This window comes from Ferruginivarius sediminum, from assembly GCF_003344765.1.
In the GTDB taxonomy this organism is placed as follows: Bacteria; Pseudomonadota; Alphaproteobacteria; order Kiloniellales; family Rhodovibrionaceae; genus Ferruginivarius; species Ferruginivarius sediminum.
In genome coordinates this window covers 142,810-169,112 of the sequence record NZ_QPMH01000007.1, presented here as the reverse complement: position 1 = coordinate 169,112, position 26,303 = coordinate 142,810, and the positions used below count along the sequence as shown (strand labels likewise).

Genomic DNA, 26,303 nt, shown 5'->3' with positions numbered 1-26,303 from the left:
ATGATCTTCAGCGCCTTCGAGCGGACGGTCGCCTTCCGCTACCTGCGTGCACGGCGGCAAGAGGGTTTCATCTCGGTCATTGCCGGGTTCTCCCTGCTCGGCATCGCGCTTGGCGTGGCCACGCTGATCATCGTCATGGCGGTGATGAACGGCTTCCGGCAGGAGCTGCTGCAGCGCATCCTCGGCGTCAACGGGCACATCACCATCTATGCCGACGATGGCTCGATCGAGGATTACGAGGCGCTGAGCGAGAAGCTGAGGAGGCTTGGCGCGGTGACGCTGGCCCAGCCGCAGGTGCAGGGGCAGGTGATGGTGACCCATGCCGGCAACGCTTCGGGCGCGGTCGTGCGCGGAATGCGCGCGGAGGACCTGCGGAACCGGGATCTCGTCGCCAACAACCTCGTCTCCGGCAGCCTTGACGGCTACAACGGGCAGAGCGCCCTGGTCGGCAGCCGCCTTGCGCAAAAACTGGGCCTGGGATCGGGCAGCCGGCTCACGCTGGTGACGCCGCGCGGCGAGACCACGGTGATGGGCACCGTGCCGCGCGTGAAGAGCTATCCCATCGCCGGCCTGTTCCAGGTCGGCATGTACGAATACGACAGCAGCTTTATCTACCTGCCGTTGGCGGCCGCGCAGAAGTTCTTCAAGCATGGCGACACGGTGAACGCCATCGAGGTGTTCGTGCGCGATCCCGACACCGTCGACGAAGTCCGGGGCGAGATCGCGCGCGTGCTGGGGCCCGGCTATCGCACGGTTGACTGGCAGCGGGCGAACGCCAGCTTCTTCAACGCTATCCAGGTTGAGCGGAACGTCATGTTCCTGATCCTGACGCTCATCATCCTGGTGGCGGCGTTCAACATCATCTCCGGGCAGATCATGCTGGTGAAGGACAAGGGCGCGGATATCGCCATACTTCGCACGATGGGCGCAACGCGCGGCATGATCATGCGGATATTCCTGATCTCGGGGGCCAGCATCGGCGTCGTTGGCACCTTTTTGGGATTCGTGCTGGGCCTGACGTTCTCCCTCAACATCGAGACCATCCGGCAGTGGCTGCAAAGCCTGACGGGAACGGAGCTCTTCGCCGCCGAGATCTACTTCCTGTCGAACCTGCCGGCCAAGGTCGACCCGAACGAGGTCGTCTCCGTGGTGCTCATGGCGCTGGCCCTGTCGCTACTGGCGACGCTCTATCCCTCTTGGCGGGCGGCACGGCTCGATCCAGTTGAGGCGCTGCGTTATGAGTGATCGCGCGGCATCACCAGCGCTGGATATCCAGGAGATCCGCAAGACCTTCCGGCAGGGTGAGCGGGCGCTGCACGTGCTGGCGGGCGCATCGCTGCAGGTCTCGGCCGGGGAGATGGTGGCGCTTGTGGGGCCCTCCGGGTCGGGCAAGTCCACGCTGATGCAGATCGCCGGGCTGTTGGAGCGGCCGGACGATGGCTCGATCCGCGTCGCCGGCGCCGATTGTACCGCGATGTCGGATGGAGAGCGCACGCGGCTGCGCCGGGGTGCCATCGGCTTCGTCTACCAGTACCACCATCTGCTGCCCGAGTTCTCGGCGCTGGAGAACGTGGTGCTGCCGCAGATGATTGCGGGTGTCGGCAAGCGCGATGCCCGGCAGCGTGGGCAGGAACTTCTCAGCCGCGTGGGGCTTGGCGAGCGGATGGAGCACCGGCCCGCGCGCCTGTCGGGCGGCGAGCAGCAGCGTGTGGCGGTGGCCCGCGCGCTGGCGAACGCCCCCAGCCTGCTGCTGGCGGACGAGCCGACGGGCAATCTCGATCCGCACACCTCCGACCGGGTTTTCGAGATGCTCACCGGACTGGTCAGGGACGTCGGTCTTGCCGCCCTTGTGGCGACGCATAACCTGGACCTCGCCGCACAGATGGACCGCACCCTGCGGCTTGAGGACGGTCATATCGTTCAGGTGTGAAGAAGGCGTTGCCGGACTCGGGCCGGTACGGGCACACTAACCGAGAGGCGCGGTCGATAATGTCGACGGTTATATCTTAATATCAGGACGTTAGGAAGTTTCCTTCACGCGCCGTCGGTGCTGCCGTCCCGAAATCTTCGAGCGTCTGCAAACGTCATCAAACGCCAACAAATGTCAGCATGAACCACGCCGACTTCGTCCACCTGCGAGTCCACTCCGCCTATTCGCTCTCGGAAGGGGCGATCAAGGTCAAGCCGCTCGTGGAGCTGTGCAAGACGCACGGCATGCCGGCCGTGGCGATGACCGACACGAACAATCTGTTCGGCGTCCTTGAGTTCGCGCTGACGGCTGCGAAGGCGGGCGTCCAGCCGGTGGTCGGTTGCCAGATTTCCGTCGCCGGGAACGGCAACGACGAGCCCGCGGCGAATGCGCAGAACAGCAAGGTGCCGGCGCCCGACCAACTCGTGCTGCTGGTCCAGGACGAGACAGGCTACCAAAATCTGATCAAGCTGGCCTCGGATGCCTTCCTGCTGACCCCGACCGGGGAGGCGCCGCACGTCACCTGGGACAACCTGGCCGCTCATTCGGAAGGATTGCTGTGCCTGACCGGCGGGCCGGCGGGACCCGTATGCCGGCTGCTCGCGGCGGGCAAGCACGACAAGGCAAAAACGGCATTCGAGTGGCTTGTCAACACCTTCCCCGGCCGTCTTTACGCGGAAGTGCAGCGCCACGGCCTGCCCGAGGAAGAGGCCAGCGAGGATGCCCTGGTCGAGATGGCGTTCGACCTCGACGTGCCACTTGTGGCGACGAACGAGGCGTTCTTCGCGGACCGGGAGATGCACGCGGCGCACGACGCGCTGCTCTGCATCGCCGAGGGCGCCTATGTGAACCAGGACGACCGGCGCACGTTGACGCCGGAACACTACTTCAAGTCGGCCGAGGAGATGCGCGCGCTCTTCGCCGACCTGCCGGAGGCGGTCGACAACACGCTCGCCGTGGCGCGCCGCTGCGCATATTTCCCCGAGCCCATCGATCCGATGCTGCCGGCCTACGACACCGCCGGCGGCCGCAGCGAGGCGGAGGAATTGCGCGCGCAGGCCGAGGCAGGGCTCAGGGAGCGGCTGGAGACGCAGGTCTTCACGCCGGAGATGGACGAGGCGGCGCGGGAGCAGGCGGCCCATCCCTACTGGCAGCGGCTGGAGCACGAGTTGAACGTGATCCAGGGGATGGGCTTCCCCGGCTACTTCCTGATCGTCGCCGACTTCATCCAGTGGGCGAAGGGGCAGGACATCCCGGTGGGACCGGGCCGCGGCTCGGGCGCCGGCTCGGTGGTCGCCTGGGCGCTGACCATCACCGACCTGGACCCGCTGCGGTGGAACCTGCTGTTCGAGCGGTTCCTGAACCCTGAACGCGTGTCCATGCCGGACTTCGACGTGGACTTCTGCCAGGACCGCCGCGACGAGGTCATCAGCTACGTCCAGAAGAAGTACGGCCACGACCGCGTGGCGCAGATCATCACCTTCGGAAAGCTGCAGGCGCGCGCGGTGCTGCGCGATGTTGGCCGCGTGTTGCAGATGCCGTACCCGCAGGTGGACCGCATCTGCAAGCTGGTGCCGAACAACCCCGCCAATCCGGTGACGCTGGCCGAGGCCATCGAGGGCGAGCCGATGCTGCAGGCGCAGCGCGACGAGGACGAGAGCGTCGCGCGCCTGATCGATATCGCGCTCAAGCTGGAGGGCCTATACCGCCACGCTTCGACCCACGCTGCCGGCGTGGTGATCGGCGACCGGCCGCTCGACGAGATTATTCCGCTCTACCGCGATCCGCGCGCCGACATGCCGGTGACGCAGTTCAACATGAAGGACGTCGAGAAGGCCGGGCTGGTGAAGTTCGACTTCCTCGGCCTCAAGACGCTGACGGTGCTGGCGCGGGCGCTGGAACTGATTGCCGAGCGCGAGACACCGCCGGACCTGTCGATGATTCCCCTGGACGACCCGGATACCTACGACCTTCTCACACGCGGCGACACGGTCGGCGTATTCCAGCTTGAATCCTCGGGCATGCGCGATGTGTTGAAGCGGCTGAAGCCCGACCGCTTCGAGGACATCATCGCCGTCGTCGCGCTCTATCGTCCGGGTCCGATGGACAACATCCCCTCCTACATCAAGCGCAAGCACGGGGATGAGGAGCCGGACTATCTGCACCCGGCCCTGGAAGGCGTGCTGAAGGAAACCTTCGGCATCATGATCTACCAGGAGCAGGTGATGCAGGCCGCTCAGGAACTTGCGGGCTATTCGCTTGGCGCCGCCGACCTGCTTCGCCGCGCCATGGGCAAGAAGATCCAGGCCGAGATGGACGCCCAGCGCCAGACCTTTATCGAGGGCGCGACCGCGCGCGGCGTGGACAAGAAGCAGGCCTCGGCTATCTTTGACCAGATCGCCAAGTTCGCCGGCTATGGCTTCAACAAAAGCCATGCGGCCGCCTATGCCATGGTCGCTTATCAGACGGCCTATCTGAAGGCGAACTACCCGGTCGAGTTCATGGCCGCGATCATGACGTACGACATGGCGAACACGGACAAACTGAACGTGTTCCGCCAGGAACTCGATCGCATGGGTATCCCGGTGCTGGGGCCGGATATGAACCGCTCGCGCGCCGATTTCGCTGTCGAGACGGCGAAAGAGGGCCAGCGCGGCGTGCGCTATGCCCTGGCGGCCATCCGCAACGTCGGGCACGGCGCCATGACGGCGCTTGTGGCGCAGCGGGAGGCCGGCGGGCCATTCAAGGACCTGAGCGATCTGGCTCAGCGTCTGGATGCCCGTCTCATCAACAAGCGTCAGATCGAGCAGCTTGCCTGCGCCGGCGCTTTCGATTCGATGAACTCGAACCGGCATCAGGTCTACAAGGCGGCCGACCTGCTGGTGCGTCACGCCGCTGTCGCGGCCAGCGAGCGCGACAGCAACCAGTCCAGCCTGTTCGGCGGCGGGGCCGCCGAGACGCCGCGGATCGCGCTACCGCAGGTCGAGGACTGGCCGGCGATGGACCGCTTACGCCACGAGTTCGACGCCATTGGCTTCTATCTGTCGGCGCACCCGCTGGACGCCTACGGCAAGAGCCTGGAGCGCCTGCGCGTGGTGTCCTTCGGCGATATCCCGAAGTTGATCCGGGTCGAGCCGGGCCGCAAGAAGGTGGCCGGGATTGTCGTCGGCAAGCAAGAGCGTCGCGCCAAGCAGAGCGGCAACAAGTTCGCCTTCGTGCAGCTTTCCGACGCCAGCGGCGTCTACGAGGCCATCGTCTTCAGCGAGACACTGAACAAGGCGCGCGACCTGCTGGTGGCCGGACAGCCGGTGCTGGTGACGCTGGACGTCGGGGTTAACGGCGACGACCTGCGCTATTCCGCCGTCGAGATCGAGGATCTGGATCAGGCGGTGGCGCACGCGGCCGCGGGGCTGCGCATCTTTCTGAAGGACACGCGCCCTGTGGACAACCTGAAGAGCATCCTGGCGCGCGAGGGCCGAGGTAGGGGCAAGGTTTCGCTCGTGCTCGGCCTCGACGGCGGCGAGGAGGTGGAGATGGAACTGCCCGACACTTACCGCCTGTCGCCCAGTGCCCGCCAGGCGCTGAAGTCGCTTCCGGGCGTCGTCGTGCAGGACGTGTGATGGTGAGGGCGTGGGGCAGCAAAAGCGCGCCTTTGCGCTTGCATTCGCCGCGGAGGATCGTTATCTAGCGGCGCAAGCTTGAGTTAACCCACACGCGGGCTTCTGCGGCCGGCGGGGGAGACATCCCCGTCCGGTCGATCCGGTGTCCAGGCATTCTGGATTCCCGCCCGCGGCGGCCACGAACCGGAAAAGAGGTACGAGATGGCGCTTCCGACATTCACCATGCGCCAGCTTCTGGAAGCTGGCGTCCACTTCGGCCACACCACCCGTCGCTGGAATCCCCGTATGGCTCCCTTTATCTATGGGGAGCGCAATGGCATCCATATCCTGGACCTGCAGCAGACCGTTCCGCTGCTTTCCCGCGCGCTGGAGTTCGTGCGTGGCACCGTCGCCAACGGTGGGCGCGTGCTGATGGTCGGCACCAAGCGTCAGGCCAGCGACTACATCGCCGAGTCTGCGCAGCGCTGCGGCCAGTATTACGTCAACCACCGCTGGCTTGGCGGCATGCTGACCAACTGGAAGACGATCAGCCATTCCATCAAGCGCCTGCGGCAGCTTGAGGACATCCTGGCCGAGGGCGGCAGCGGCCTCACCAAGAAGGAACTGCTGAACCTCAACCGGGAGAAGGACAAGCTCGACCGCGCGCTGGGCGGTATCAAGGACATGGGCGGCCTGCCGGACGTGCTGTTCATCATCGACACGAACAAAGAGCATCTGGCCATCAAGGAGGCGCGGAAGCTCAATATCCCGGTCGTCGCGGTGCTGGACTCGAATTCGGATCCGGAGGGCATCGACTATCCGATCCCGGGCAACGACGACGCCATCCGGGCCATCAACGCCTACTGCGAGCTGCTCGCCGACGCCGTGCTTGACGGCATCCAGGCGGAGCTCTCGGCATCCGGCGCCGATGTTGGCGAGGCGGCCGACGCGGGCGAGACTGTGGTCGAGGCGGCGCCCGAAGCCGCGGAAACAGCCGGCGAGGGCGAGGGTGCTGCCGAGGCGGCCCCGGCAGAGCAGCCGGCCGCCGGGGACGAGAGCAGCGCCACGGCTTCCCTGGGCGAGAAGGCCGAGGAAACCGAGTCCAAGAGCAACGAGGCCGAGAAGACCACGAGCGCGTAACACAACGCTGCTAGGTCTAGGGTCTTATCGGGAACGAGCAAGCAAGGAAAGGGTCACGCCATGGCGCAAATCAGTGCGGCGATGGTCAAGGAGTTGCGCGAGCGCACCGGCGCCGGAATGATGGACTGCAAGAAGGCACTCGCCGATACGGATGGCGACATCGAGCAGGCGGTCGACTGGCTGCGCAAGAAGGGCCTGTCTCAGGCCCAGAAGAAGGCTGGGCGCACGGCGGCCGAGGGCCTGATTGGCGTCAAGAGCGAGGGCAAGAAGGGCGCTATCGTCGAGGTCAACTCGGAAACTGACTTCGTCGCCCGCAACGAGACGTTCCAGGCGTTCGTGGAGAATGTCACCGCGCTGGCCCAGGATGCCGGCGGCGACCTCGATGCGCTGAAGCAGGCCAGCTATCCGGGCACTGGCCGCACGGTCGAGGAAGAGCTGACGCAGCTCATCGGCACCATCGGCGAGAACATGAAGCTGAACCGCTGCGCGGCGGTATCGGTCGACAAGGGCGTTGTGGCGTCCTACGTCCACAACCAGCTCAAGCCGGGCCTCGGCAAGATCGGCGTGCTCGTCGGGATCGAGGCGGATGCCGAAGCCGACAAGCTGGAGAGCCTCGGCAAGCAGCTTGCCATGCACGTCGCCGCCGCCAATCCGCAGGCCGTCAGCCAGGAGGACGTCGATCCTGCCTTGGTGGAACGGGAGCGGGCCGTGCTGGTCGAGCAGGCGCGCGCCAGCGGCAAGCCGGAGAACATCATCGAGAAGATGGTGGAGGGTCGGTTGCGGAAGTTCTACGAGGAGGTCGCGCTGCTCGACCAGATCTTTGTCGTGGACGGCGAAAACCGCGTGCGTCAAATCGTCGACGATCTGTCGAAGTCGCTGGGTGTTCCGGTCAAGGTCGCGGGCTTCGTCCGCTACCAGCTTGGTGAGCAGGCGAGCGCCGAGGAAGGCGAGGGCGCCGAGGCAGCGGCGGCAAGCTAGCGCCTGTTGCCGGCGCGTCTCGTCGCGCCGGATAATTCAGGGGCGACGCCGAAGGTGGAATCGGCTTAGGCTGGCCCACCGGAGCAATGGTCCGGTAAACACCAAGACGTGGGGTCATGGGCAAAAGACCGCTGTACAAGCGGGTGCTGCTGAAAATCTCCGGCGAAGCCCTGATGGGGCAGCGGGAGTACGGGCTGTGCTCGGAAACCGTCTCCCGCATCGCCGAGGATATCAGGGCCGTGCACGAGCTTGGCGTGCAGGTCTGTGTGGTTGTCGGCGGCGGGAACATCTACCGCGGACTTGCGGGTGCGGCCAAGGGAATGGACCGCGCGACCGGCGACTACATGGGTATGCTGGCCACGGTGATCAATTCGCTGGCGATGCAGAACGCGATCGAGAAGATCGGCGTTCCGACGCGCGTGCAGTCGGCCATCCCGATGGCATCCGTTTCCGAGCCGTATATCAGGCGTCGGGCTTTGCGGCATATGGAGAAGGGGCGGGTGGTGATCTTCGCCGCTGGCACCGGCAACCCCTTCTTCACGACCGATACGGCGGCGGCCCTGCGTGCGTCCGAGATGGGGTGCGACGCCCTGCTGAAAGGGACGAAGGTCGATGGCGTTTACAGCGCCGACCCCGTCAAAGTAAAAGACGCCGAGCGGTACCGGCAGCTTGGATATATGGAGGTCCTGTCGCGGGATCTTGGCGTTATGGACCATTCGGCCATTTCGCTCGCGCGTGAAAACAGGATACCCATTATCGTATTCTCAATTACCAAGCCCGGAAGCTTCGCCGAGGCCGTGTGCGGCGAAGGGCTTTACACGATCGTGAAGGACGAGGGTTGAGCCGTGTCGGAAACAGCGGACTTCGCAGACCTGCAACGCCGAATGGACGGAGCCCTTGAAGCGCTTAAGCGTGAGTTCCAGGGGCTTCGTACCGGTCGCGCCCATTCCAGCCTTCTCGAGCCGGTGAAGGTCAAGGCCTACGGCACCGAAATGCCGTTGAACCAGGTTGCTACCGTCAGCGCGCCGGAATCGCGGATGCTGTCGGTCCAGGTATGGGATCGCTCACTGGCTTCGTCCGTGGAAAAGGCGATCCGCGACGCCGGGTTGGGCCTCAATCCGCAGGCCGAGGGCCAGGTGATCCGGGTGCCGATCCCGCAGCTGAGCGAGGAGCGCCGCCAGGAGATGTCGAAGGTGGCCAGCAAGTACGCCGAGCAGGCCCGGGTGGCGGTGCGCAACGTGCGGCGCGACGGCATGGAGGCTTTGAAGAAGCAGCAGAAGGACGGCGATATCTCCGAAGACGAGCAGAAGCGGCTCTCCGATCAGCTTCAGAAGTTGACCGACGACCACATCAAGGCCATCGACGAGCATCTGGAGCACAAAGAGCAGGAGATCATGCAGGTTTAGCCGATGGACGGCACTGGCCCGAACGTCGTGACGGATATTCCCGCGCACGTTGCCATCATCATGGATGGCAACGGCCGGTGGGCACGTGAACGCGGGCTGCCCCGCACGGCCGGACATCGTCAAGGGGCCGAAGCCGTGCGCCGTACCGTCCGCGCGGCGGCGGAGATGGGAATACGCTATCTCACGGTATTCGGTTTCTCGGCCGAGAACTGGAAGCGGCCATTGAGCGAGGTCGACGACCTCATGTGGCTGCTCAAACGCTACCTGCAAAGTGAGATCGCCGAGCTTCACCGCAACAACGTGCGGATGCGCGTTATCGGCGAGCGCTCCCGGCTTGCGCCGGACATCGTCCGTCTCATCGAGGATGCGGAGGCGACGACGGCGGAGAATGATCGGCTGACCTTCACCATCGCCCTGAATTACGGCGGCCGTCAGGAGATCGTGGAGGCCTCGCGAAGGCTTGCCGAGAATGTGGCTGCCGGACGTCTGGCCCCGAAGGACATCGACGCCACTGTCTTCGCGCAACATCTCTCGGCACCGGATATCCCGGATCCGGATCTTCTGATTCGTACCAGCGGCGAGAAGCGCATCAGCAATTTCCTGCTCTGGCAGTGTTCCTACAGCGAGTTGGTCTTTATCGACCGGCTGTGGCCGGACTTTTCGGGCGAGGATCTTGCCGACGCCGTTCGTGAATATCAGCGGCGCGAGCGACGCTACGGCGCGGCAATCGGTTCGCGTTGAGGTGAGTGGCCTGTCTTTGCGCATCCTGTCGGCGGGCGTGCTCGCGCCGCCCGTTCTGCTGGCGATTTACGCGGGTTCGCCGTTTACCGATCTGCTGGTGCTGATTGCCGGTGTCGCGATGACATGGGAAGCCGGCAATGTCGTATTCGGCGCCTCAAAGCCTTGGCAGGCCGTCGTCGCCATGGCCGGAACCGGGGCGGCGGTGATCTGCGCTGGTTTTTACAGCTACGGATTGGCGCTGGCGGTATTGGCGGTGACGGCGGCGGGCGTGCCCGCGGCAATACGCACACGTTCCGGATTGATATTGGCAGGAGCCGCATTCTACCTGGGTACGGGATGTCTTGCGTTCCTGTGGCTGCGCCAGCTTGGCGAAGGCGGCTTGCTTATGGTGGCGTGGCTGATAGCCAGCGTATGGGCGACCGATATTGCGGCCTATTTCGCTGGTCGGGCGATTGGCGGTCCGCGCCTGGCACCCAGGATCAGCCCGAAAAAGACCTGGGCCGGGCTGCTCGGCGGGGCGGCGGGGGCAGCGGCCGTGGGCGTGGGATTCGCGCTCGGTGCGCCGGAAGTCCGTATGTTAATGTCGCTGCCCGGCCCCCTTACCATGGCCGCCGTCGGTGTCGCTCTCGCCGTCGTGGCGCAATTGGGCGATTTGCTGGCATCGGCATTCAAGCGATACTTTGACGTGAAGGACGCCAGCCACCTGATTCCGGGACATGGCGGCGTCATCGACCGGGCCGACGGGTTGCTGGCTGCAAGCCTTGCCGTTGCGTTCGCCACCATGCTGACGAAAGGTGCATGATGCCGGCCATTCCGAAAGACCAGCCCGTGGCGCCGATGCCGAACAACGTCGAAGGCCTGTTTCGGGGGGCTGAGCCGCGACGGATCGCCATCCTTGGCGTGACCGGCTCCGTCGGCGCGAACACGCTGGATCTGGTGCGGCGCCATCCGGCCGCGTTTCAGGTGGAGGCCGTCACGGCACACAACAACGTGGCCGGCCTGGCCGAGGCGGCGCGGGCGGTGGGGGCGCGCTTTGCTGCAATCGGCAATCCCGAGCGCTATGTTGAACTGAAGGAGGCGCTGGCGGGCACCGGCATCGAGGCCGCCGCCGGTGCATCCGCGGTGACGGAGGCCGCCGAGAGGCCCGCCGACTGGGTCATGGCCGCAATCGTCGGTGCGGCGGGTCTGGAGCCGTCTCTGGCCGCGATCCGGCGTGGGGCGACGCTGGCGCTGGCCAACAAGGAGACGTTGGTCTGCGCCGGCGCTCTTATGATGGCGGAAGTGAAGCGCCACGGCGCCACGGTGCTGCCGGTCGATTCCGAGCATAACGCGATCTTCCAAGTCATCGACTTCGACCATCTGGATACCGTCGAACGTGTGATCCTGACGGCCAGCGGCGGCCCGTTTCGAACCTTTGCGAAGGCGGACCTGCGGGCGGTAACCCGCGAACAGGCGGTGGCGCATCCGAACTGGAGCATGGGGGCCAAGATCTCGGTCGACTCGGCCACGATGATGAACAAGGGGTTGGAATTTATCGAGGCGCACCATCTGTTCGGCCTGCCGCCGTCGCGCATCGAGGTTCTGGTCCACCCGCAGTCGATCGTCCACAGCCTTGTGGCCTATCGCGACGGCTCTGTTCTGGCACAACTCGGCACCCCCGACATGCGCACGCCCATCGCCCACACGCTGGCTTGGCCGACCCGCATGCACGCCCCGGTGCAGCCCCTGGACCTGGCAGCCATCGGACAGCTCAGCTTCGAGGCGCCGGACGAGGACCGCTTCCCCGCGCTGCGCCTGGCGCGGGAAGCCTTGCAAACGGCGGGCGCGGCGCCAACTATTCTCAACGCGGCGAATGAAGTTGCCGTCGGTGCGTTCCTGGAGGAGCGTATCGGCTTTCTGGACATTGCCGGGATCGTCGAGGCTGCACTGAGTGAGCTTGGCGTGCAGCCCGTGACATCCATCGAGGATATCGGCATTGTCGATGCGGCCGCGCGCGATGCGGCCGGACGACGGGTGGAGCGGATTTCCGCCTGAGCGCGGCGCGCGCCAGGGTTTCGCGACGCATTCAGGCGTGTCACACAGGCAAGACGATGGATTGCAGTTCATGGGTATTTTCGGCGGCATCGCGGACTATCTGATCCCCTTCCTTGTCGTTCTCACGGTCCTCGTCTTCGTGCACGAGCTGGGACATTACCTGCTGGCGCGGCGCAACGGCGTGCGGGTCGATGTCTTCTCGATCGGGTTCGGGCCCGAGATATTCGGCCGCACCGACAAGGCCGGCACCAGGTGGAAGTTCAGCCTGATCCCGCTGGGCGGCTACGTGAAGATGTTCGGCGACGCCAACGCGGCGAGCCAGCCGGGCGAGGCCGGCGATGTTCCGCCGGAACTGCAACAGTACGCGTTCCAATACAAGCGATTGCGCCAGCGTGCCTGGATCGTGGCAGCTGGCCCGCTGGCAAACTTCCTGTTTGCAATCGTGGTGCTGGCTGGCTTGTTCATGATCTACGGCCAGCCGTACACGCCGCCCGTCGTTGGCCAGGTACAGTCCGACAGCGCAGCGGCGCAGGCCGGAATCCAGCCCGGTGACCGCATCGTCGCCATAGACGGGGCGAGCATCGAGCGGTTCGAGGAGGTGCAGCGGATCGTTCGTCTCAACCCCGACAGCCAGCTCACCATCGCGGTGCGGCGCGACGGCGAGCGCGTGGAGGTCAGCGCGCGCCCGACTCGAACCGAGGTGACCGACAACTTCGGCAATGAGCATGTGATCGGCCTGCTGGGTGTGACGCGGTCGGGCATGGAGTATCGCCGGCACGGCCCGATCCGCGCGCTGCTTCAGGCTGGCGAGGAAACAGCGGCGCTGACGGTGGGGACGTTGCAGGCCGTCGGCCAGATCATCTCCGGCACGCGAAGCGCCGAGGAATTGGGTGGCCCGATTCGAATCGCTCAGATGTCGGGTGAGGTCGCGGATACCGGAACGGTGAACCTGATCTGGTTCATGGCCGTGCTGTCCATCAACCTTGGCCTGATCAACCTCTTCCCGATCCCGATGCTTGATGGCGGACACCTGCTGTTTTACGCGATCGAGGCCGTGCGCGGGCGTCCACTGGGCGAGCGCGCCCAAGAATACGGTTTTCGGATTGGGTTGGCTCTGGTATTGACGCTGATGCTTTTCGTCACCTGGAACGACCTGGTGCAGCTTCAGGTCGTTGCTTTCTTTAAGCAACTGGTGACTTGAGCCAAGGCTGAGACGGGGGGCGACTTGGGGGTGGTTTTTCGTGCAGGGCTTCGTGCGGTCGTCGCCGGGGTTCTGATCCTGCTGGCGGTGCCATTGCTGCCGGTGACGCCGGCGTCGGCGCAAGCCATCATGAGTGGCGGTACGATCGACGAGATCGTCGTCAGGGGCACGCAGCGGATCGAGCCGACGACGGTCCGGTCTTACTTGACGGTCGATCCTGGCGACCGTTTCGATCCGGCCGCGCTCAACGAATCGCTTAAGAACCTATTCAACACCGGCCTGTTCGCCGACGTGACCCTGCGTCGCGAGGATGGGCGGCTTATCGTTAACGTCGTCGAGAACCCGATCATCAATCGGATCGCCTTTGAGGGGAACGACGAGCTCGAGGACGAGAGCCTGCGCAACGAGGTCGAACTGCGGCCGCGCGTCGTCTATACGCGCACGAAGGTCCAGAACGACGTGAAGCGTCTTCTCGAGGTCTACCGCCGCAACGGCCGCTTCGGGGCCACGGTCGAGCCGAAGGTTATTCAGCTTGAGCAGAACCGCGTCGATCTGGTGTTCGAGATCGATGAGGGGCCCGAGACCGAGGTCCGCGCCATCAACTTTGTCGGCAACAAGGCCTTTTCCGACGGTTCGCTGCGCAGCGAGGTCGCGACGTCCGAGGCGGCCTGGTGGCGCTTCCTGAACCCGAACGATACCTATGACCCCGACCGCATGGCCTTTGACCGGGAGCTTCTCCGGCGCTTCTATCTCAGCGAGGGATATGCGGATTTCCAGGTCGAATCGGCGGTTGCCGAACTGACGCCTGATCGTGATGCCTTCATCCTGACCTTCACGGTCAGCGAGGGGGAGCGCTATACCTTCGGCGATATCGGTATCGAAACGACGCTGAAGAACCTGGATCCTGAGGAGCTTCGCAACCAGCTCACCACCGAAAAAGGCGATTGGTACGACGCCTCGGAGGTGGACGAGTCGATCGACAATCTGACAGAGGCCGTCGGCAACCTTGGATACGCCTTTGTCGACGTGAAGCCGAGGGTCGATCGGAACCGCGAAGAGAATATCATCAATCTCACCTACGATATCCAGGAAGGCCCCAAGGTCTTCATCGAGCGCATCGACATTTCCGGGAACGTTCGGACCCTGGACCGCGTGATCCGCCGGGAGTTCCGTGTGGTGGAGGGGGATGCGTTCAACGCATCGAAGATTCGCCGCTCCAGGGAGCGCGTTCAAAACCTGGGCTTCTTCAAGACTGTCCAGGTGGAGAATGAGCAGGGCTCGGAACCCGATAAGACGATTGTGAACGTCAACGTTGAGGAACAGTCCACCGGCAGCTTGAGCTTCGGCGCCGGTTTCTCCACCGACTCGGGTCCGCTTGGCTCGATCCAGCTTCGCGAGCGAAACCTGCTTGGCAAGGGCCAGGATCTTCGACTGGACTTCTCCCTCTCGGCGGAGCGTCAGCAGATCGACCTCGGCTTTACCGAGCCATATTTCCTTGGGCGTGACCTGGCCGCTGGTTTTGATCTGTTCCGCACGGAAACCAACCAGGACGAATTGACCTTCGATGAAAAGCGCACCGGCGGCGCTCTGCGCGCCGGTTATCAGGTGATCGAGCATTGGCGGCAGAGCTGGAAGTATGAATTCAGCCGGCGTGAGATCACCGATGTCGATGGCGATGCCGCGGTAGCCATCAAGCAAGAGGAGGGTACGACCGACCGTTCGGCCGTCAGCCATACCTTGCGCTACGACACACGCGACAGCCGTTTTGATCCGCGCAAGGGCATGACTGCGTTCATCAGCAACACCTTTGCGGGGATCGGGGGCGACGTGACGTGGATCAAGAACATCGCCGGTGCCGACTACTACTATCCGTTATCGGATAATTGGACGGTGCGGGTTGGCGCCGAGGCGGGGCAGATCACCGGCATTGGGGAGGATACCCGGGTACTCGACCGCTTCTTCGTCGGCGGCTCACAGATCCGTGGTTTCAGGACGGCCGGTGTTGGGCCACGCGACAAGGCGACGGACGATCCACTCGGCGCCAAACAATACTACACATCCACGCTCGAACTCCGTTTCCCGCTTCCATTGCCGGACGAGTTCCCGATCCGCGGTCGTTTCTTCACCGATGTCGGCGCGGCCTGGGGGGTAGACAACGTTCCGGGAGAGGTTCTAGATGAAAGCAGTCCCCGGTTGTCCGTGGGCACGGGTGCGAGTTGGCGATCGCCGCTTGGCCCGATCAACGTCGATCTCGGCTTCCCGGTGGTGAAGGAAGACTTCGACGAAGAAGAGATCTTCCGCTTCAGCTTCGGTACGAGGTTCTAGAGTGATGGCCCGATATACGCGAATACTCACGATGCTCGCGGCCTTCGCACTGATGGCTGTCGTTGCCGCCCATTCTGTGCCCGCGAACGCGCAGACGGACAAGATGGAATCCCCGACGATCGCCGTGATCGACATGCAGAAGATCATGCGCGAATCGACGGCCGTTCGCTCAATACAACAACAGATCGAGAAGCAGCGCTCCGACTACCAGGAAGAGCTCAGCAAGAAGGAGCAGGAATTGCGTGCCGCGGACGAGGAGCTGGCGCGGCAGCGCACGATCCTGTCATCAGACGCGTTCAAAAAAAAGCGGCAGCAGCTTGAGCAACGTGTAGGAAAGCTGCAACGGAATATCCAGACCCGAAAACAGAATCTCGATCAGACCTACGGCCGCGCGATCCGGCAGGTACAGCAGGAACTGGCCAAGATTGTCAGTGAGGTGATGAAGAATCGCGGCATCGATCTTGTGCTAACGAAGACTTCGGTATTCCTGGTTCACAAGGACATGGAAATCACGGATGTCGCGTTGACACGCCTGAACGACCGCCTGACCTCAATCGACGTTTCCAGCTTGCAAAACTAGGCTGGCCCATGGCGGATGCCCGCTTTTTCGAGCTCGCTGGTCCGTACTCCTTGAATCGTCTGGAGGAAATTTCAGGAGCGACGCTGGCGAATGCATCGGACGCGGCCCGTGAGTTCGAGGATGTGGCACCGCTGTCCGCTGCGCGGGCCCAAGACGTTAGCTTTTTAGACAACAAAAGATACCTGCCTGATTTCCAGGCAAGCAAGGCCGGCGCCTGTGTCGTGGATCCCACTTACGCCGATCACGCGCCCGCGGGCATGGCGCTGCTTGTTACAAGTAAGCCTTACCGGGCTTTCGCCCGAATAGCGGCGGCTTTCCACCCGGAACCGCCACCGCTGGGTCGCGTAGACGACCATGCGCATATCGATCCCCGCGCGGCGCTCGGCACAGGCACGACAGTGGAAGCGGGGGCCATTGTCAACAGCAACGCGCAAATCGGAGAACGCTGCCATATCGACGGCAATGCCGTGATCGGCGAGGGTGTGGTCATCGGCGACGATTGCATTGTGGGGGCGAACGCCTCGCTCAGCCATTGCCTTGTCGGATCGCGTGTGCGTATCCATCCCGGTGTACGCATCGGGCAGCGCGGATTCGGCTTCGACATGTCCGATTTTCCCTACCTTGATGTGCCGCAGCTTGGCCGCGTCATCGTCGAGGAGGATGTGGAAATCGGCGCCAACTCGACGATCGATCGCGGGGCTGGGCCGGACACGGTGATCGGGGCGGGCAGTAAGCTGGATAATCTCGTGCAGATCGGGCACAACGTGCAGGTGGGTCGTGGCTGCGTCGTCGTTGCTCAGGCCGGCATCGCGGGAAGCAGCGTACTTGAGGATTTCGCCGTGGTCGCCGCCCAGGCCGGCGTTGCCGGACACCTTCGAATAGGCAGGGGTGCACAGATCGCCGCGACGTCCGGCGTCATGCGCGATGTTCCGGCGGGCCAGAAGGTTGCCGGCGCCCCGGCCATGCCTGTGCGGGACTTTTTCCGCCTTGTTAGTATCTGGCAGCGCTTGCTGAAGGCGAAAGGCAAGAGCGATGAGTGAGCAAACCGGTACCATGACCGAGGTGACTTCAGCCGACATCATGCGGGTGATGGAAATGATCCCGCATCGCTATCCGTTTCTCATGATCGACCGTGTTGTCGACATCGAAAAGGACGTCGGCGCCGTCGGTATCAAGAATGTCTCGATCAACGAGCCATACTTTATCGGTCACTTTCCGCGCCAGCCGGTCATGCCGGGCGTGCTCATCGTGGAATCGATGGCGCAGACCGCGGCTGTCCTCGTCGTCGAAACGCTCGAGGGCGAGGCCGCGGGTAAGCTGGTCTATTTCATGACGGTGGACGAGGCACGCTTCCGCAAGCCCGTGTTTCCGGGCGATTGCGTGCGCGTTCACGTCAGTAAGCTGCGTAATCGCGGCAATGTCTGGAAGTTCAAGGGCGAGGCCAGGGTCGAGGGCGCGCTCGTCGCCCAGGCGACGTTTTCCGCCATGATCAGAGACGACTGATGGCCGACGTCCACCCAACAGCGATCGTCGACCCTGCCGCTCGTATCGGCGAAGGGGTATCGATCGGCCCGTACTGCGTTGTCGGGCCGGATGTCGAGCTAGGCGACGAGGTCGTGCTGAAAAGCCACGTGGTCGTCGAGGGCCATAGCCAGGTGGGTGCGCGCTGCCGCGTCTATCCTTTCGCAGCGGTCGGCACACCTCCGCAGGATATGAAGTATGCGGGGGAGGTCACCCGGCTTGTCATCGGCGAAGGCACAGTCATCCGCGAGCATGTCACATTGCACCCCGGGACTGTTGGCGGTGGTGGAATCACGCGCGTGGGACGGAACTGCCTGCTGATGATTGCGACGCACATCGCCCATGATTGCATCGTTGGTGACCGCGTCGTGATGGCCAACAACGCGACGCTGGGCGGACACGTTACGGTGGGCGACGACACCTTGATCGGCGGCCTGTCGGCCGTGCATCAGTTCGTGCGGATTGGACACGGCGCCATGATCGGCGGCATGTCCGGGGTGGAGCACGACGTCATTCCTTTCGGTCTTGCAATGGGCAATCGCGCACGGTTGAACGGGTTGAACGTCATCGGTCTGAAGCGGCGGGGGATGGCGCGAACAGACCTGCAAACCCTTCGCGGCGCCTATCAAACCCTGTTCGAGCAGGACGCGCCGACGTTCCGCGAGCGGCTGGACGACGTCGCGGCGCGCTATGGCGATGTCGAGGCTGTGTCCCAGGTGGTCGAATTCATCCGGACGGACGCCGACCGCGCGCTATGCCATCCGCAGCAGGGCAATGCCGGGTAAATTGGGCCTGATCGCCGGCGGTGGCACGCTGCCGCGCCGCATCATCGAGGCCTGTCATGCCCAGGGGCGGGCGGTATTCGTCGTGGCGCTGGACGGACAGACCGACGCCGCGACGCTTGAGGGGGACGTTCCGCATATCAGGATTCGCATGGGAGCGGCCGGGAAGGCCGTGAAAGCCCTGCGTGGTGCGGAATGCGAGGAACTGGTCCTGGCCGGCCCAGTCCGCAGGCCCAGCTTCAGCGAGTTGCGGCCCGACCTGACGGCCGCGCGGTTCCTGAGCCGGGTCGGCGCAAAGGCACTCGGCGACGATGGCCTACTACGCGCCGTCATGGACCTGCTGGAGGAAGAAGGGTTCCGCGTCATCGGCGTTCACGACATCCTCGGCGACATTCTGGCTTCCGAGGGTGTCTGGGGACGCGAACAGCCCGATGAAGACGCATGGCGGGACATTCGCCGCGGGCTTCAGATCGCGGGCGACCTCGGCCGTCAGGACATCGGCCAGGCCGTTGTCGTGCAGCAGGGCATCGTCCTTGGGGTCGAGGCCATAGAGGGGACGGACAGGCTGTTGCAACGCTGCGGCGAGCTGCGCCGGCCCGGACCTGGCGGCGTTCTCGTCAAGATCAAGAAGCCGGGGCAGGACGATCGGGCGGATTTGCCGACGGTCGGACGACATACCGTCGAGGGTGCGGCAAAGGCAGGCCTGCGCGGAATCGCCGTCGAGGCGGGTGCGACCATCGTCATGGAGCCTGACGACCTTGTGGCCGCGGCCGATGCCGCCGGGCTGTTCGTCGTCGGTGTGGCCGTGGACAAAGGCTGATGGCGCGCGAGCGTAACTCGGACGGTCCGCTGATTTTCCTGGTCGCGGGTGAGCCCTCGGGCGACCAGCTCGGTGCCCGGCTGATGGCTGCGCTGAAGACGGAAACCGGTGGCAAGGTGCGCTTCGCCGGCGTTGGCGGCGAGCGCATGGCGCGGGAAGGGCTGCAGAGCCTGTTCCCGATGGAGGAACTCGCCGTCATGGGGCTGGCGGAGGTGGTTCCGCATCTACGCCGGATCCTGCGGCGGCTGCGGGAGGTTGTGGCGGCGGTGCGCACCTCCGGCGCCGATGCCGTTGTAACCATCGACAGCCCAAGTTTCGGCCTACGGGTGTTGAAGCGTCTTTCCGGGATCAGGCGGCCGCGGATCCACTATGTGGCGCCGCAAGTCTGGGCGTGGAAGCCGTGGCGGGCTAAGCAGATGGCTGGTTGTGTCGACCATCTCCTGGCGCTCTTGCCGTTCGAGCCACCGATATTCGAGCGTCACGGCCTGCGCACGACTTTTGTTGGCCACCCCGTTGTCGAGGTTGCGGGGCAGGCGCATGACGGTGCCGCGTTCCGACGCGAGCATGGAATTCCCGCCGACGCCCCGATCGTGTGTATGCTTCCCGGCAGCCGGGGCGGGGAGGTGGCGCGCCTGTTGCCGGTTTTCGAGGAGACGGCGTGCCTGCTTGCCGAAAGCCTGCCCGGCCTTCAGGTGGTAGTTCCCACCGTTGCCGGCGTTCGACGAACGGTCGAACGGAGCTCGCGCGGCTGGACGGTGCCGGTAACCGTCGTGGCGGGCACCGACGAAAAATACGCGGCCTTCGCGACCTCGCAGGCCGCCATCGCGGCGTCGGGAACGGTTGCGGTGGAGCTTGCCGTGGCGGGATTGCCGGCCATCATCGCTTACCGTGTAAATCCGGTCACGGCATTCCTTGCCCGGCGGTTGATCCGGGTACGCTTCGCCAGCCTGCCCAACCTCGTCCTCGATCGCGAGGTCCAACCCGAACTGCTGCAGGAAAACTGCACCCCGGACAAACTGGCCGAGGCACTGCGGCCGTTGCTGGCGGATGCGGCGATCCGGGCAGACTATGTCAGGGATTGTCGCCTGGCCGCCGAAGCGCTTGGTCTTGGCGGCCTCCCACCCAGCCGTCGGGCGGCACGCGCCGTGCTCGAAACAGTGACCGATTGGCAGACGCGGACCGGGCCAACAGCCTGAAACGCAAAAGGCGCCGGGAGCCACCCCCGGCGCCTTTGGATCGATCCGCCGCGAAAGATGGCTGGCGGCTCAATCCCGCTGATCCATAGGCACGTAATCGCGCGGCCCGTAGCCTGTGTAAAGCTGGCGCGGGCGGCTGATCTTCTGGCCCGGATCCTCGATCATTTCCTTCCACTGGGCCACCCAGCCGACGGTGCGCGCAAGCGCGAAGAGCACCGTGAACATGGAACTGGGGAATCCCATCGCCTTCAGGATGATACCGGAATAGAAGTCCACGTTGGGGAACAGGTTCTTACTGACGAAGTACTCGTCCTCCAGCGCGATCCGCTCCAGCTCCATCGCAAGATCGAGCAACGGATCGTCCCGCTTGCCCAGCTCGTCCAGCACCTCGTGCGCGCTGTTCCGCAGGACCGCGGCCCGGGGGTCGTAATTCTTGTAGACGCGGTGACCGAAGCCCATCAGGCGGAAGGGATCGTTCTTGTCCTTCGCCCGCTCCAGGAACTCGGGGATACGGTCCTTGTGGCCGATCTCCTGCAGCATCTCCAGCACCGCCTGGTTGGCGCCGCCGTGTGCCGGGCCCCACAGGCTGGCGATTCCGGCTGCGATGCAGGCGAAGGGATTGGCGCCTGACGAGCCGGCGATCCGCACCGTCGACGTCGAGGCGTTCTGCTCGTGGTCGGCATGAAGAATGAAGATCTTGTCCATCGCCCGCGCCAGCGTCGGGCTGACCTTGTACTCCTCGGCCGGGACCGCGAAGGTCATGTAGAGGAAGTTCTCGGCATAGCTCAAATCGTTGCGCGGATAGATGAACGGCTGGCCGACCGAGAATTTGTAGGCCATCGCGGCGATCGTCGGCATTTTCGCGATCAGCCGGTGCGAGGCCACCATGCGCTGGTGCGGATCGGTGATGTCCGTCGAGTCGTGGTAGAAAGCCGACAGCGCGCCCACCGCGCCGACCATCACCGCCATCGGATGCGCATCACGGCGGAAGCCCCGGAAGAAGTAGAGCATCTGTTCGTGCAGCATCGTGTGATACGTGATGGCCTGCTCGAATTCCGCTTTCTGCGCGTGCGAAGGCAGTTCGCCATGCAGCAGCAGGTAGCACACCTCCATGAAGTCGCTCTTCTCGGCGAGGTCCTCGATGGAATAGCCGCGATGCATGAGCTGTCCCTTGCCGCCATCGATGAAGGTAATGGCAGACGAGCAGCTTGCGGTGGATGTGAATCCAGGGTCGTAAGTGAAAGCGCCCGTTTCGGCGTAGAGCTTGCGCACGTCGTAAACGCGCGGGCCCATATTGCCCTCGATGATCGGAAGCTCCCAGCTTTCGCCGGTTGAATTGTCAGTGAGCGTTGCCGTCTTCTCGCCCGCCTTCGGCGCGCGGGTCGCCGCTTTGCTCTGATCCATGGGCCTGTTCCTCGAAAGTGTGAGAATGAAAGGCTCTTAATGGCTAAATTAGCTGCAATGCAGCATAGAGACTACCGCGGTTGCGATCAACGCTGGCCGTCCCACGCCATTGCGGCGCTCAAGCTTCGGCCGGCGCGGCCTGCGCGGCCAGACGCGCCAGTGTTTCCGTTCGCCCGAGCACGGCCATGACCTCGAAGATGCCGGGCGATACCGTGCTGCCCGTCAAGGCCGCGCGCAGTGGTTGGGCCACCTTGCCGAGTTTCAGGTCCTCGTCCTCGGCAAAGCGGCGCACGGCCTCCTCGATCGCGGTCTCGGACCAGTCGTCCAGTCCGTCGAGGCGAACTTGCAGGCGAGCAAGCCGGCCGCGCGCGTCGTCGTCGAGCTGCTTAGCCGCCTTGGGGGTCAACGCCTGCGGCCGGGCCACATAAAATTCAGCGTTCTCAGCGAGTTCTACCAGAGTTTTTGCGCGTTGCTTGAGACCATCCATGCCCCGCAGCAACCGTCCGCGCTCTTCCGCTGTCACGCTTCGTCCCAAACGGGATTCGAGGCGCTGCGTGACATCCTCGGTCAGGCGGCTGTCCTCGGCCTCGCGAATGTAGTGGCCATTGAAGTTGGCGAGCTTGTCGAAATCGAAGCGCGCCGCGGAGCGGCCGACGCCGTCCAGGTCGAATAGCCTGACGGCTTCCTCCGTCGAGATGATCTCGACGTCCCCGTGGCCCCAGCCAAGACGCAGCAGGTAGTTGCGCAGGGCTTCCGGCAGGTATCCCTGTTCCCGATAGGCTTCCAGCCCGACGGCACCGTGGCGCTTCGACATCTTGGCGCCGTCCGGGCCATGGATCAGCGGGATGTGGGCGAAGACGGGCGGCTCCCAGTCCATCGCGCGGTAGAGCTGATACTGTCGGAAGGCGTTGGTCAGATGGTCGTCGCCGCGGATGACGTGGGTCACGCCCATGTCGTGGTCATCCACCACCACCGAAAGCATATAGGTCGGCGAGCCGTCTGCGCGCAGCAGCACCATGTCGTCGAGCTGCTCGTTGTTGACGGTGACCTGGCCCTGTACGCGGTCTTCGATGACCGTCTCCCCCTCAAGCGGCATCTTGATTCGCACGACGGGGGTCACGTCCGCCGGCGCCTCCGCGGGATCGCGGTCACGCCAGCGGCCGTCGTAGCGAATGGGCCGGCCTTCGGCGCGCGCCTTCTGCCGCATCTCTTCCAGCTCTTCCTTGCTGGCATAGCAGCGGTAGGCCCGGCCCTGTTCGAGCAGCTTGTAAGCCACCTCCGCATGCCGTTCCGCCCGGGCCGACTGATAGGTTTCCGGCTCGTCCCAGTCCAGGCCCAGCCAGCGCATACCGTCCAGGATCGCCTGGATCGCCGCCGGGGTGGAGCGCGCCCGGTCCGTGTCCTCGATCCGCAGCAGGAACTTACCGCCGTGGTGGCGCGCAAACAGCCAGTTGAACAGCGCTGTCCGGGCACCGCCGATATGGAGGTAGCCAGTCGGCGAAGGCGCGAAACGGGTAACCACACTCATCGTCGGAATCCGTCCTTCTGGTGGATCGTCCCAAAGGTGCGAAAGGCGCGCGAGGCTCTAGGCCGCTCGGGCGCGATTGCGCCGCTCATGTACCACAGCGCCGCCGGTCACGCCATGTCCACGCTCTTTCCCGTATCGACTGCATACTTTAGTGTGACGACACCAACCCAGTGCAACACCGATGCGACAACGCGTAGCCGACCATTCCCTGGCGGGCGGCGCCCTTACCGAGGCCGCCGCCAACGCCGCTCGCCGGCTGGCCATGCAGCTCCTTAAGGAGCGCGAACGCTGGCCGCTTTGGCTACCCGTCGGATTCGGCACGGGAATCGCCTTCTATTTTACCTTGGCAAGCGAGCCGCCGGTCTGGCTTGGCACGGCCGGTCTGGCGTTTGCCCTGTTGCTCGCCGTCGCCGGCCGGCTGCAGCCTGGGCCGATGTTCGCCGCTCTCGCCCTGGCGGCTGTATTTGGCGGCTTCGCTGCGGCGCAGCTCCGCACGCAGCAGGTAGCGGCCCCGATCCTGCACGACGAGCTGCGGGCCGTGGACGTCATCGGGCGCGTCGTGGAGGTGGAGCCGCGACGGCGTGGCGACCGGATCCTGCTCGCCAGTCCCGAGATCGAAGGGCTGCCGCCTTCGCATACGCCGGCGCGCGTACGGACAACGGTCGCCGCCGGGGCACCGGGAATAGTTCCGGGCGATCGGGTTCGTCTGCTGGCCGTACTGCAGCCGCCGCCAGCCCCCGCCGCACCGGGCGCCTTCGATTTCTCGCGCCGCGCATTCTTTCAGCGCCTGGGCGGCGTCGGTTTCGCGCTGGGCCGTGTCGAGCGGCTGTCGAGTCCGCCGGCGGGACCGTGGACACAGTGGCGCGAATGGTGGGCGGGCCTGCGCCGGGACATTGCAGCGCGGGTGCGAGACGGCTTGCCGGCGGAGAGCGGCGCGGTGGCAGCCGCGCTGATGACGGGCGAGCGCGGCGCCATTTCCGAAGGCACGCGCGAGGACATGCGCCAGTCGGGATTGGCGCACTTGCTGGCCATCTCTGGCCTTCACCTTGGGCTCGTGGCCGGCATCGTGTTCTTTACGGTGCGCGCGTTGCTGGCACTTATCCCCGCCGTCGCGCTGCGCTGGCCCATCAAGAAGTGGGCGGCGGCGGTGGCGATCATGGCCGCCGCCAGCTACATGCTGCTGGTGGGCGCCACCGTTCCGACGCAACGCGCCTTTGCCATGACGGGTCTGGTGCTGCTCGCGGTTGCCCTGGATCGCCGGGCTTTGACCATGCGGCTCGTTGCGTGGGCCGCGATGGCGGTGTTGCTGTTCAGTCCGGAAGCACTGCTCGGCGCCAGCTTCCAGATGTCGTTCGCGGCGGTGACCGCGCTTGTGGCAGCGTACGAAACGTTGCGCAATCGTGCCGGTATCCCTGCCAGGGCGGGGCAGGGCGGCATGTTGAGCCGGGCGCTTCTGTACATAGGTGGCGTTGCGCTCACCTCGCTGGTGGCAATGGCGGCCACGGCGCCATTCGCGGCGTTTCATTTCAATCGCGTGGCCGTGTTCGGCTTGGCCGCGAACATCGTTGCGGTGCCGCTCACCGCATTCTGGATCATGCCCTGGGCGCTTGCAGCCTTTCTGATGATACCGTTTGGATTGGAAGCCGTGGCTCTGACGCCGCTTGGCTGGGGCCTCGATGCGCTTCTCATGATAGCCGGGACCGTCTCTGCGTGGCCGGGATCGGCCGTGAGCGTGCCTAGCGCCCCGGTCTGGGCCCTCGGCCTCGTCGCCATCGGCGGGATCTGGCTATGCCTGTGGAGCCGGCGTTGGCGTCTGCTGGGGCTTGTTCCTGTCGCCTGTGGTGCGGCGGCCCTGGCCTTCGTGCGCCCGCCGGACGTGCTGGTAAGTGGCGACGGACGCCTCATGGCCGTACGCGGGGCGGATGGAACGATGTGGCTGTCCAGCGAACGGCGCGAGCGCTTCACGGCCGATGTCTGGCGGCGACGCGCCGGCGCGAAGGAATCGCGGGCTTTCGACACAGCCGGCCCAATGGATGCCATCGCCTGTGACAGCCTGGGCTGCATCTACCGTCTGCATGGCAACACCGTGGCACTGGTCGAGGATGGAAGAGCGCTGCCCGAGGATTGCCGCGTCGCGACCATCCTGATCAGCACCGATCCCGTGGACCGCCACGATTGTCCGGGTCCCGTCGTGGTGGTCGACCGCTTCGATCTCTGGCGCGACGGCGCGCATGCTCTGTGGCTCTCGCGCGGACCGCCCATAACTCTATCGGTGCGCGATCATCGCGGTAGCCGTCCGTGGGTCCGCACGCGTCGACGCAATCAGTAGCGGCGCACGAGACCTACTAGACGGCCCTGCACGTTGACGCGGCCGGGCGGGAAAATGCGGGTTTCGTAGGCCTGATTGGCCGGCTCCAGCGCAACCGACTGGCCGCGCCGACGGATCCGCTTCAGCGTCACCTCTTCCCCATCGACAAGGGCGACGACGATGCTGCCGTTCTCGCTACGATCGCAGCGCTCGATAATCACGGTGTCGCCGTCGAGGATGCCCGCGTCGACCATCGAATCGCCCTCGACCTCAAGGCAGTAATAATCGCCGCGACCGAGCAGCGAGCCCGGCACATCCACGAAAGCGGACTCGTCGCGCAGCGCCTCGATCGGCGTGCCCGCCGCGATGCGTCCGTAAAGCGGGAGCTGAACGGCCTCCAACCCCCGTGCGCGCGCCATCTGGTCGGGCGAGGCACCACGGAAGTCGGCCTGTACCACGTTCGAATTCGGGTCGCTCGTGGCGTTCTTCGTGGCCGACGCGGCGGTGTTCTCCGGCAGGCGGAGCACTTCCAGCGCACGGGCCCGATGGGGCAGACGCCGCAGGAACTTGCGCTCCTCCAGCCCGCTGATCAGGCGGTGGATGCCGGACTTCGACTTCAGGCCGAGGGCATCCTTCATCTCGTCGAACGAGGGCGAAACGCCGTACTCGTTCAGGTGGCGATGGATATAGAGCAGAAGTTCGTGCTGTTTGCGTGTCAACATATGGCCGCGTTCCCAATTTGCCAGGCGCTGCGTTCCGCCCATATACCGC

Annotated in this window: 22 protein-coding genes; 19 read left to right on the top strand and 3 right to left on the bottom strand. The window is 64.7% G+C overall.

The features are described from left to right. The 18 genes from DRB17_RS09925 (at position 1) to lpxB (ending at position 20,292) form a co-directional block, all read left to right on the top strand. Complete coding sequence (locus DRB17_RS09925; RefSeq protein ID WP_114582037.1) at positions 1 to 1,245, top strand: lipoprotein-releasing ABC transporter permease subunit; 1,245 nt, start codon at positions 1 to 3, stop codon at positions 1,243 to 1,245. Beyond that, entirely contained in the window at positions 1,238 to 1,930 is a 693-nt protein-coding gene (locus tag DRB17_RS09920; protein ID WP_114582036.1) for an ABC transporter ATP-binding protein, read from the top strand. Before DRB17_RS09925 ends, DRB17_RS09920 begins: the two co-directional genes overlap by 8 nt. Positions 1,931 to 2,109: 179 nt before the next feature. Further along, positions 2,110 to 5,589, top strand: coding sequence for a DNA polymerase III subunit alpha (gene dnaE / locus DRB17_RS09915; RefSeq protein WP_114582035.1), 3,480 nt, complete (start codon positions 2,110 to 2,112; stop codon positions 5,587 to 5,589). 201 nt (positions 5,590 to 5,790) lie between these two features. After that, complete coding sequence (rpsB, locus tag DRB17_RS09910) at positions 5,791 to 6,708, top strand: 30S ribosomal protein S2 (protein ID WP_114582034.1); 918 nt, start codon at positions 5,791 to 5,793, stop codon at positions 6,706 to 6,708. 60 nt (positions 6,709 to 6,768) lie between these two features. Next, entirely contained in the window at positions 6,769 to 7,686 is a 918-nt protein-coding gene (tsf, locus tag DRB17_RS09905) for a translation elongation factor Ts (RefSeq protein ID WP_114582033.1), read from the top strand. Positions 7,687 to 7,802: 116 nt separating this feature from the next. Next, on the top strand, positions 7,803 to 8,528 hold the full coding sequence (gene pyrH / locus DRB17_RS09900; protein WP_114582032.1) for a UMP kinase: 726 nt from the start codon (positions 7,803 to 7,805) through the stop codon (positions 8,526 to 8,528). Between the two features lie 42 nt (positions 8,529 to 8,570). After that, a complete protein-coding gene (gene frr, locus DRB17_RS20480; protein ID WP_206607849.1) occupies positions 8,571 to 9,092 on the top strand; it encodes a ribosome recycling factor in 522 nt (173 codons plus the stop codon). Positions 9,093 to 9,095: 3 nt separating this feature from the next. Next, positions 9,096 to 9,833 (top strand): isoprenyl transferase, encoded by a 738-nt coding sequence (locus tag DRB17_RS20475; RefSeq protein ID WP_114582030.1) that lies wholly within the window; start codon positions 9,096 to 9,098, stop codon positions 9,831 to 9,833. Continuing rightward, a complete protein-coding gene (locus DRB17_RS09885; protein ID WP_241503798.1) occupies positions 9,766 to 10,635 on the top strand; it encodes a phosphatidate cytidylyltransferase in 870 nt (289 codons plus the stop codon). Before DRB17_RS20475 ends, DRB17_RS09885 begins: the two co-directional genes overlap by 68 nt. A gap of 35 nt (positions 10,636 to 10,670) precedes the next feature. Continuing rightward, positions 10,671 to 11,867 (top strand): 1-deoxy-D-xylulose-5-phosphate reductoisomerase, encoded by a 1,197-nt coding sequence (dxr, locus tag DRB17_RS09880; protein ID WP_114582080.1) that lies wholly within the window; start codon positions 10,671 to 10,673, stop codon positions 11,865 to 11,867. A 70-nt stretch (positions 11,868 to 11,937) separates the two neighbouring features. Continuing rightward, positions 11,938 to 13,068, top strand: coding sequence for an RIP metalloprotease RseP (gene rseP / locus DRB17_RS09875; protein WP_114582079.1), 1,131 nt, complete (start codon positions 11,938 to 11,940; stop codon positions 13,066 to 13,068). Positions 13,069 to 13,098: 30 nt separating this feature from the next. After that, on the top strand, positions 13,099 to 15,393 hold the full coding sequence (gene bamA, locus DRB17_RS09870; protein WP_241503797.1) for an outer membrane protein assembly factor BamA: 2,295 nt from the start codon (positions 13,099 to 13,101) through the stop codon (positions 15,391 to 15,393). 4 nt (positions 15,394 to 15,397) lie between these two features. Continuing rightward, entirely contained in the window at positions 15,398 to 15,973 is a 576-nt protein-coding gene (locus DRB17_RS09865; protein ID WP_147274869.1) for an OmpH/Skp family outer membrane protein, read from the top strand. Between the two features lie 8 nt (positions 15,974 to 15,981). Then, complete coding sequence (gene lpxD / locus DRB17_RS09860; RefSeq protein WP_114582028.1) at positions 15,982 to 17,013, top strand: UDP-3-O-(3-hydroxymyristoyl)glucosamine N-acyltransferase; 1,032 nt, start codon at positions 15,982 to 15,984, stop codon at positions 17,011 to 17,013. Beyond that, positions 17,006 to 17,476: a 3-hydroxyacyl-ACP dehydratase FabZ gene (gene fabZ, locus DRB17_RS09855; RefSeq protein WP_114582027.1), complete on the top strand. Its 471-nt coding sequence runs from the start codon at positions 17,006 to 17,008 to the stop codon at positions 17,474 to 17,476. Before lpxD ends, fabZ begins: the two co-directional genes overlap by 8 nt. Next, positions 17,476 to 18,279: an acyl-ACP--UDP-N-acetylglucosamine O-acyltransferase gene (gene lpxA, locus DRB17_RS09850; protein ID WP_114582026.1), complete on the top strand. Its 804-nt coding sequence runs from the start codon at positions 17,476 to 17,478 to the stop codon at positions 18,277 to 18,279. Before fabZ ends, lpxA begins: the two co-directional genes overlap by 1 nt. Then, entirely contained in the window at positions 18,269 to 19,096 is an 828-nt protein-coding gene (locus DRB17_RS09845; protein ID WP_114582025.1) for an LpxI family protein, read from the top strand. The genes lpxA and DRB17_RS09845 overlap by 11 nt, the downstream gene beginning before the upstream one ends. Next, on the top strand, positions 19,096 to 20,292 hold the full coding sequence (gene lpxB / locus DRB17_RS09840; RefSeq protein ID WP_114582024.1) for a lipid-A-disaccharide synthase: 1,197 nt from the start codon (positions 19,096 to 19,098) through the stop codon (positions 20,290 to 20,292). The genes DRB17_RS09845 and lpxB overlap by 1 nt, the downstream gene beginning before the upstream one ends. A 69-nt stretch (positions 20,293 to 20,361) precedes the next feature. On the opposite strand, the gene gltA is transcribed toward lpxB, so the two are convergent. Then, entirely contained in the window at positions 20,362 to 21,696 is a 1,335-nt protein-coding gene (gene gltA, locus DRB17_RS09835) for a citrate synthase (protein ID WP_114582023.1), read from the bottom strand. A gap of 118 nt (positions 21,697 to 21,814) precedes the next feature. Beyond that, entirely contained in the window at positions 21,815 to 23,224 is a 1,410-nt protein-coding gene (gltX, locus tag DRB17_RS09830) for a glutamate--tRNA ligase (protein WP_114582022.1), read from the bottom strand. A 181-nt stretch (positions 23,225 to 23,405) separates the two neighbouring features. Here gltX and DRB17_RS09825 point away from each other — a divergent pair, with 181 nt between their 5' ends. After that, positions 23,406 to 25,553 (top strand): ComEC/Rec2 family competence protein, encoded by a 2,148-nt coding sequence (locus DRB17_RS09825; RefSeq protein WP_114582021.1) that lies wholly within the window; start codon positions 23,406 to 23,408, stop codon positions 25,551 to 25,553. Here the strand turns inward: DRB17_RS09825 and lexA are convergent. After that, a complete protein-coding gene (gene lexA / locus DRB17_RS09820; RefSeq protein ID WP_114582077.1) occupies positions 25,547 to 26,254 on the bottom strand; it encodes a transcriptional repressor LexA in 708 nt (235 codons plus the stop codon). The genes DRB17_RS09825 and lexA overlap by 7 nt on opposite strands. Positions 26,255 to 26,303 lie beyond the last annotated feature (49 nt).

What these genes read in the sequence shown, in the direction of transcription:
- DRB17_RS20475 (WP_114582030.1), top strand. Translation starts at nt 9,096, where the DNA reads ATGGACGGCACTGGCCCGAACGTCGTGACGGATATTCCCGCGCACGTT.
- lexA (WP_114582077.1), bottom strand. Translation starts at nt 26,254, where the DNA reads ATGTTGACACGCAAACAGCACGAACTTCTGCTCTATATCCATCGCCAC.
- pyrH (WP_114582032.1), top strand. Translation starts at nt 7,803, where the DNA reads ATGGGCAAAAGACCGCTGTACAAGCGGGTGCTGCTGAAAATCTCCGGC.
- lpxA (WP_114582026.1), top strand. Translation starts at nt 17,476, where the DNA reads ATGGCCGACGTCCACCCAACAGCGATCGTCGACCCTGCCGCTCGTATC.
- DRB17_RS09920 (WP_114582036.1), top strand. Translation starts at nt 1,238, where the DNA reads ATGAGTGATCGCGCGGCATCACCAGCGCTGGATATCCAGGAGATCCGC.
- dxr (WP_114582080.1), top strand. Translation starts at nt 10,671, where the DNA reads ATGCCGAACAACGTCGAAGGCCTGTTTCGGGGGGCTGAGCCGCGACGG.
- gltX (WP_114582022.1), bottom strand. Translation starts at nt 23,224, where the DNA reads ATGAGTGTGGTTACCCGTTTCGCGCCTTCGCCGACTGGCTACCTCCAT.
- DRB17_RS09825 (WP_114582021.1), top strand. Translation starts at nt 23,406, where the DNA reads ATGCGACAACGCGTAGCCGACCATTCCCTGGCGGGCGGCGCCCTTACC.
- dnaE (WP_114582035.1), top strand. Translation starts at nt 2,110, where the DNA reads ATGAACCACGCCGACTTCGTCCACCTGCGAGTCCACTCCGCCTATTCG.
- rpsB (WP_114582034.1), top strand. Translation starts at nt 5,791, where the DNA reads ATGGCGCTTCCGACATTCACCATGCGCCAGCTTCTGGAAGCTGGCGTC.
- lpxD (WP_114582028.1), top strand. Translation starts at nt 15,982, where the DNA reads ATGGCGGATGCCCGCTTTTTCGAGCTCGCTGGTCCGTACTCCTTGAAT.
- DRB17_RS09865 (WP_147274869.1), top strand. Translation starts at nt 15,398, where the DNA reads ATGGCCCGATATACGCGAATACTCACGATGCTCGCGGCCTTCGCACTG.
- DRB17_RS09845 (WP_114582025.1), top strand. Translation starts at nt 18,269, where the DNA reads ATGCCGGGTAAATTGGGCCTGATCGCCGGCGGTGGCACGCTGCCGCGC.
- DRB17_RS09925 (WP_114582037.1), top strand. Translation starts at nt 1, where the DNA reads ATGATCTTCAGCGCCTTCGAGCGGACGGTCGCCTTCCGCTACCTGCGT.
- fabZ (WP_114582027.1), top strand. Translation starts at nt 17,006, where the DNA reads ATGAGTGAGCAAACCGGTACCATGACCGAGGTGACTTCAGCCGACATC.
- lpxB (WP_114582024.1), top strand. Translation starts at nt 19,096, where the DNA reads ATGGCGCGCGAGCGTAACTCGGACGGTCCGCTGATTTTCCTGGTCGCG.
- gltA (WP_114582023.1), bottom strand. Translation starts at nt 21,696, where the DNA reads ATGGATCAGAGCAAAGCGGCGACCCGCGCGCCGAAGGCGGGCGAGAAG.
- tsf (WP_114582033.1), top strand. Translation starts at nt 6,769, where the DNA reads ATGGCGCAAATCAGTGCGGCGATGGTCAAGGAGTTGCGCGAGCGCACC.
- rseP (WP_114582079.1), top strand. Translation starts at nt 11,938, where the DNA reads ATGGGTATTTTCGGCGGCATCGCGGACTATCTGATCCCCTTCCTTGTC.
- frr (WP_206607849.1), top strand. Translation starts at nt 8,571, where the DNA reads ATGGACGGAGCCCTTGAAGCGCTTAAGCGTGAGTTCCAGGGGCTTCGT.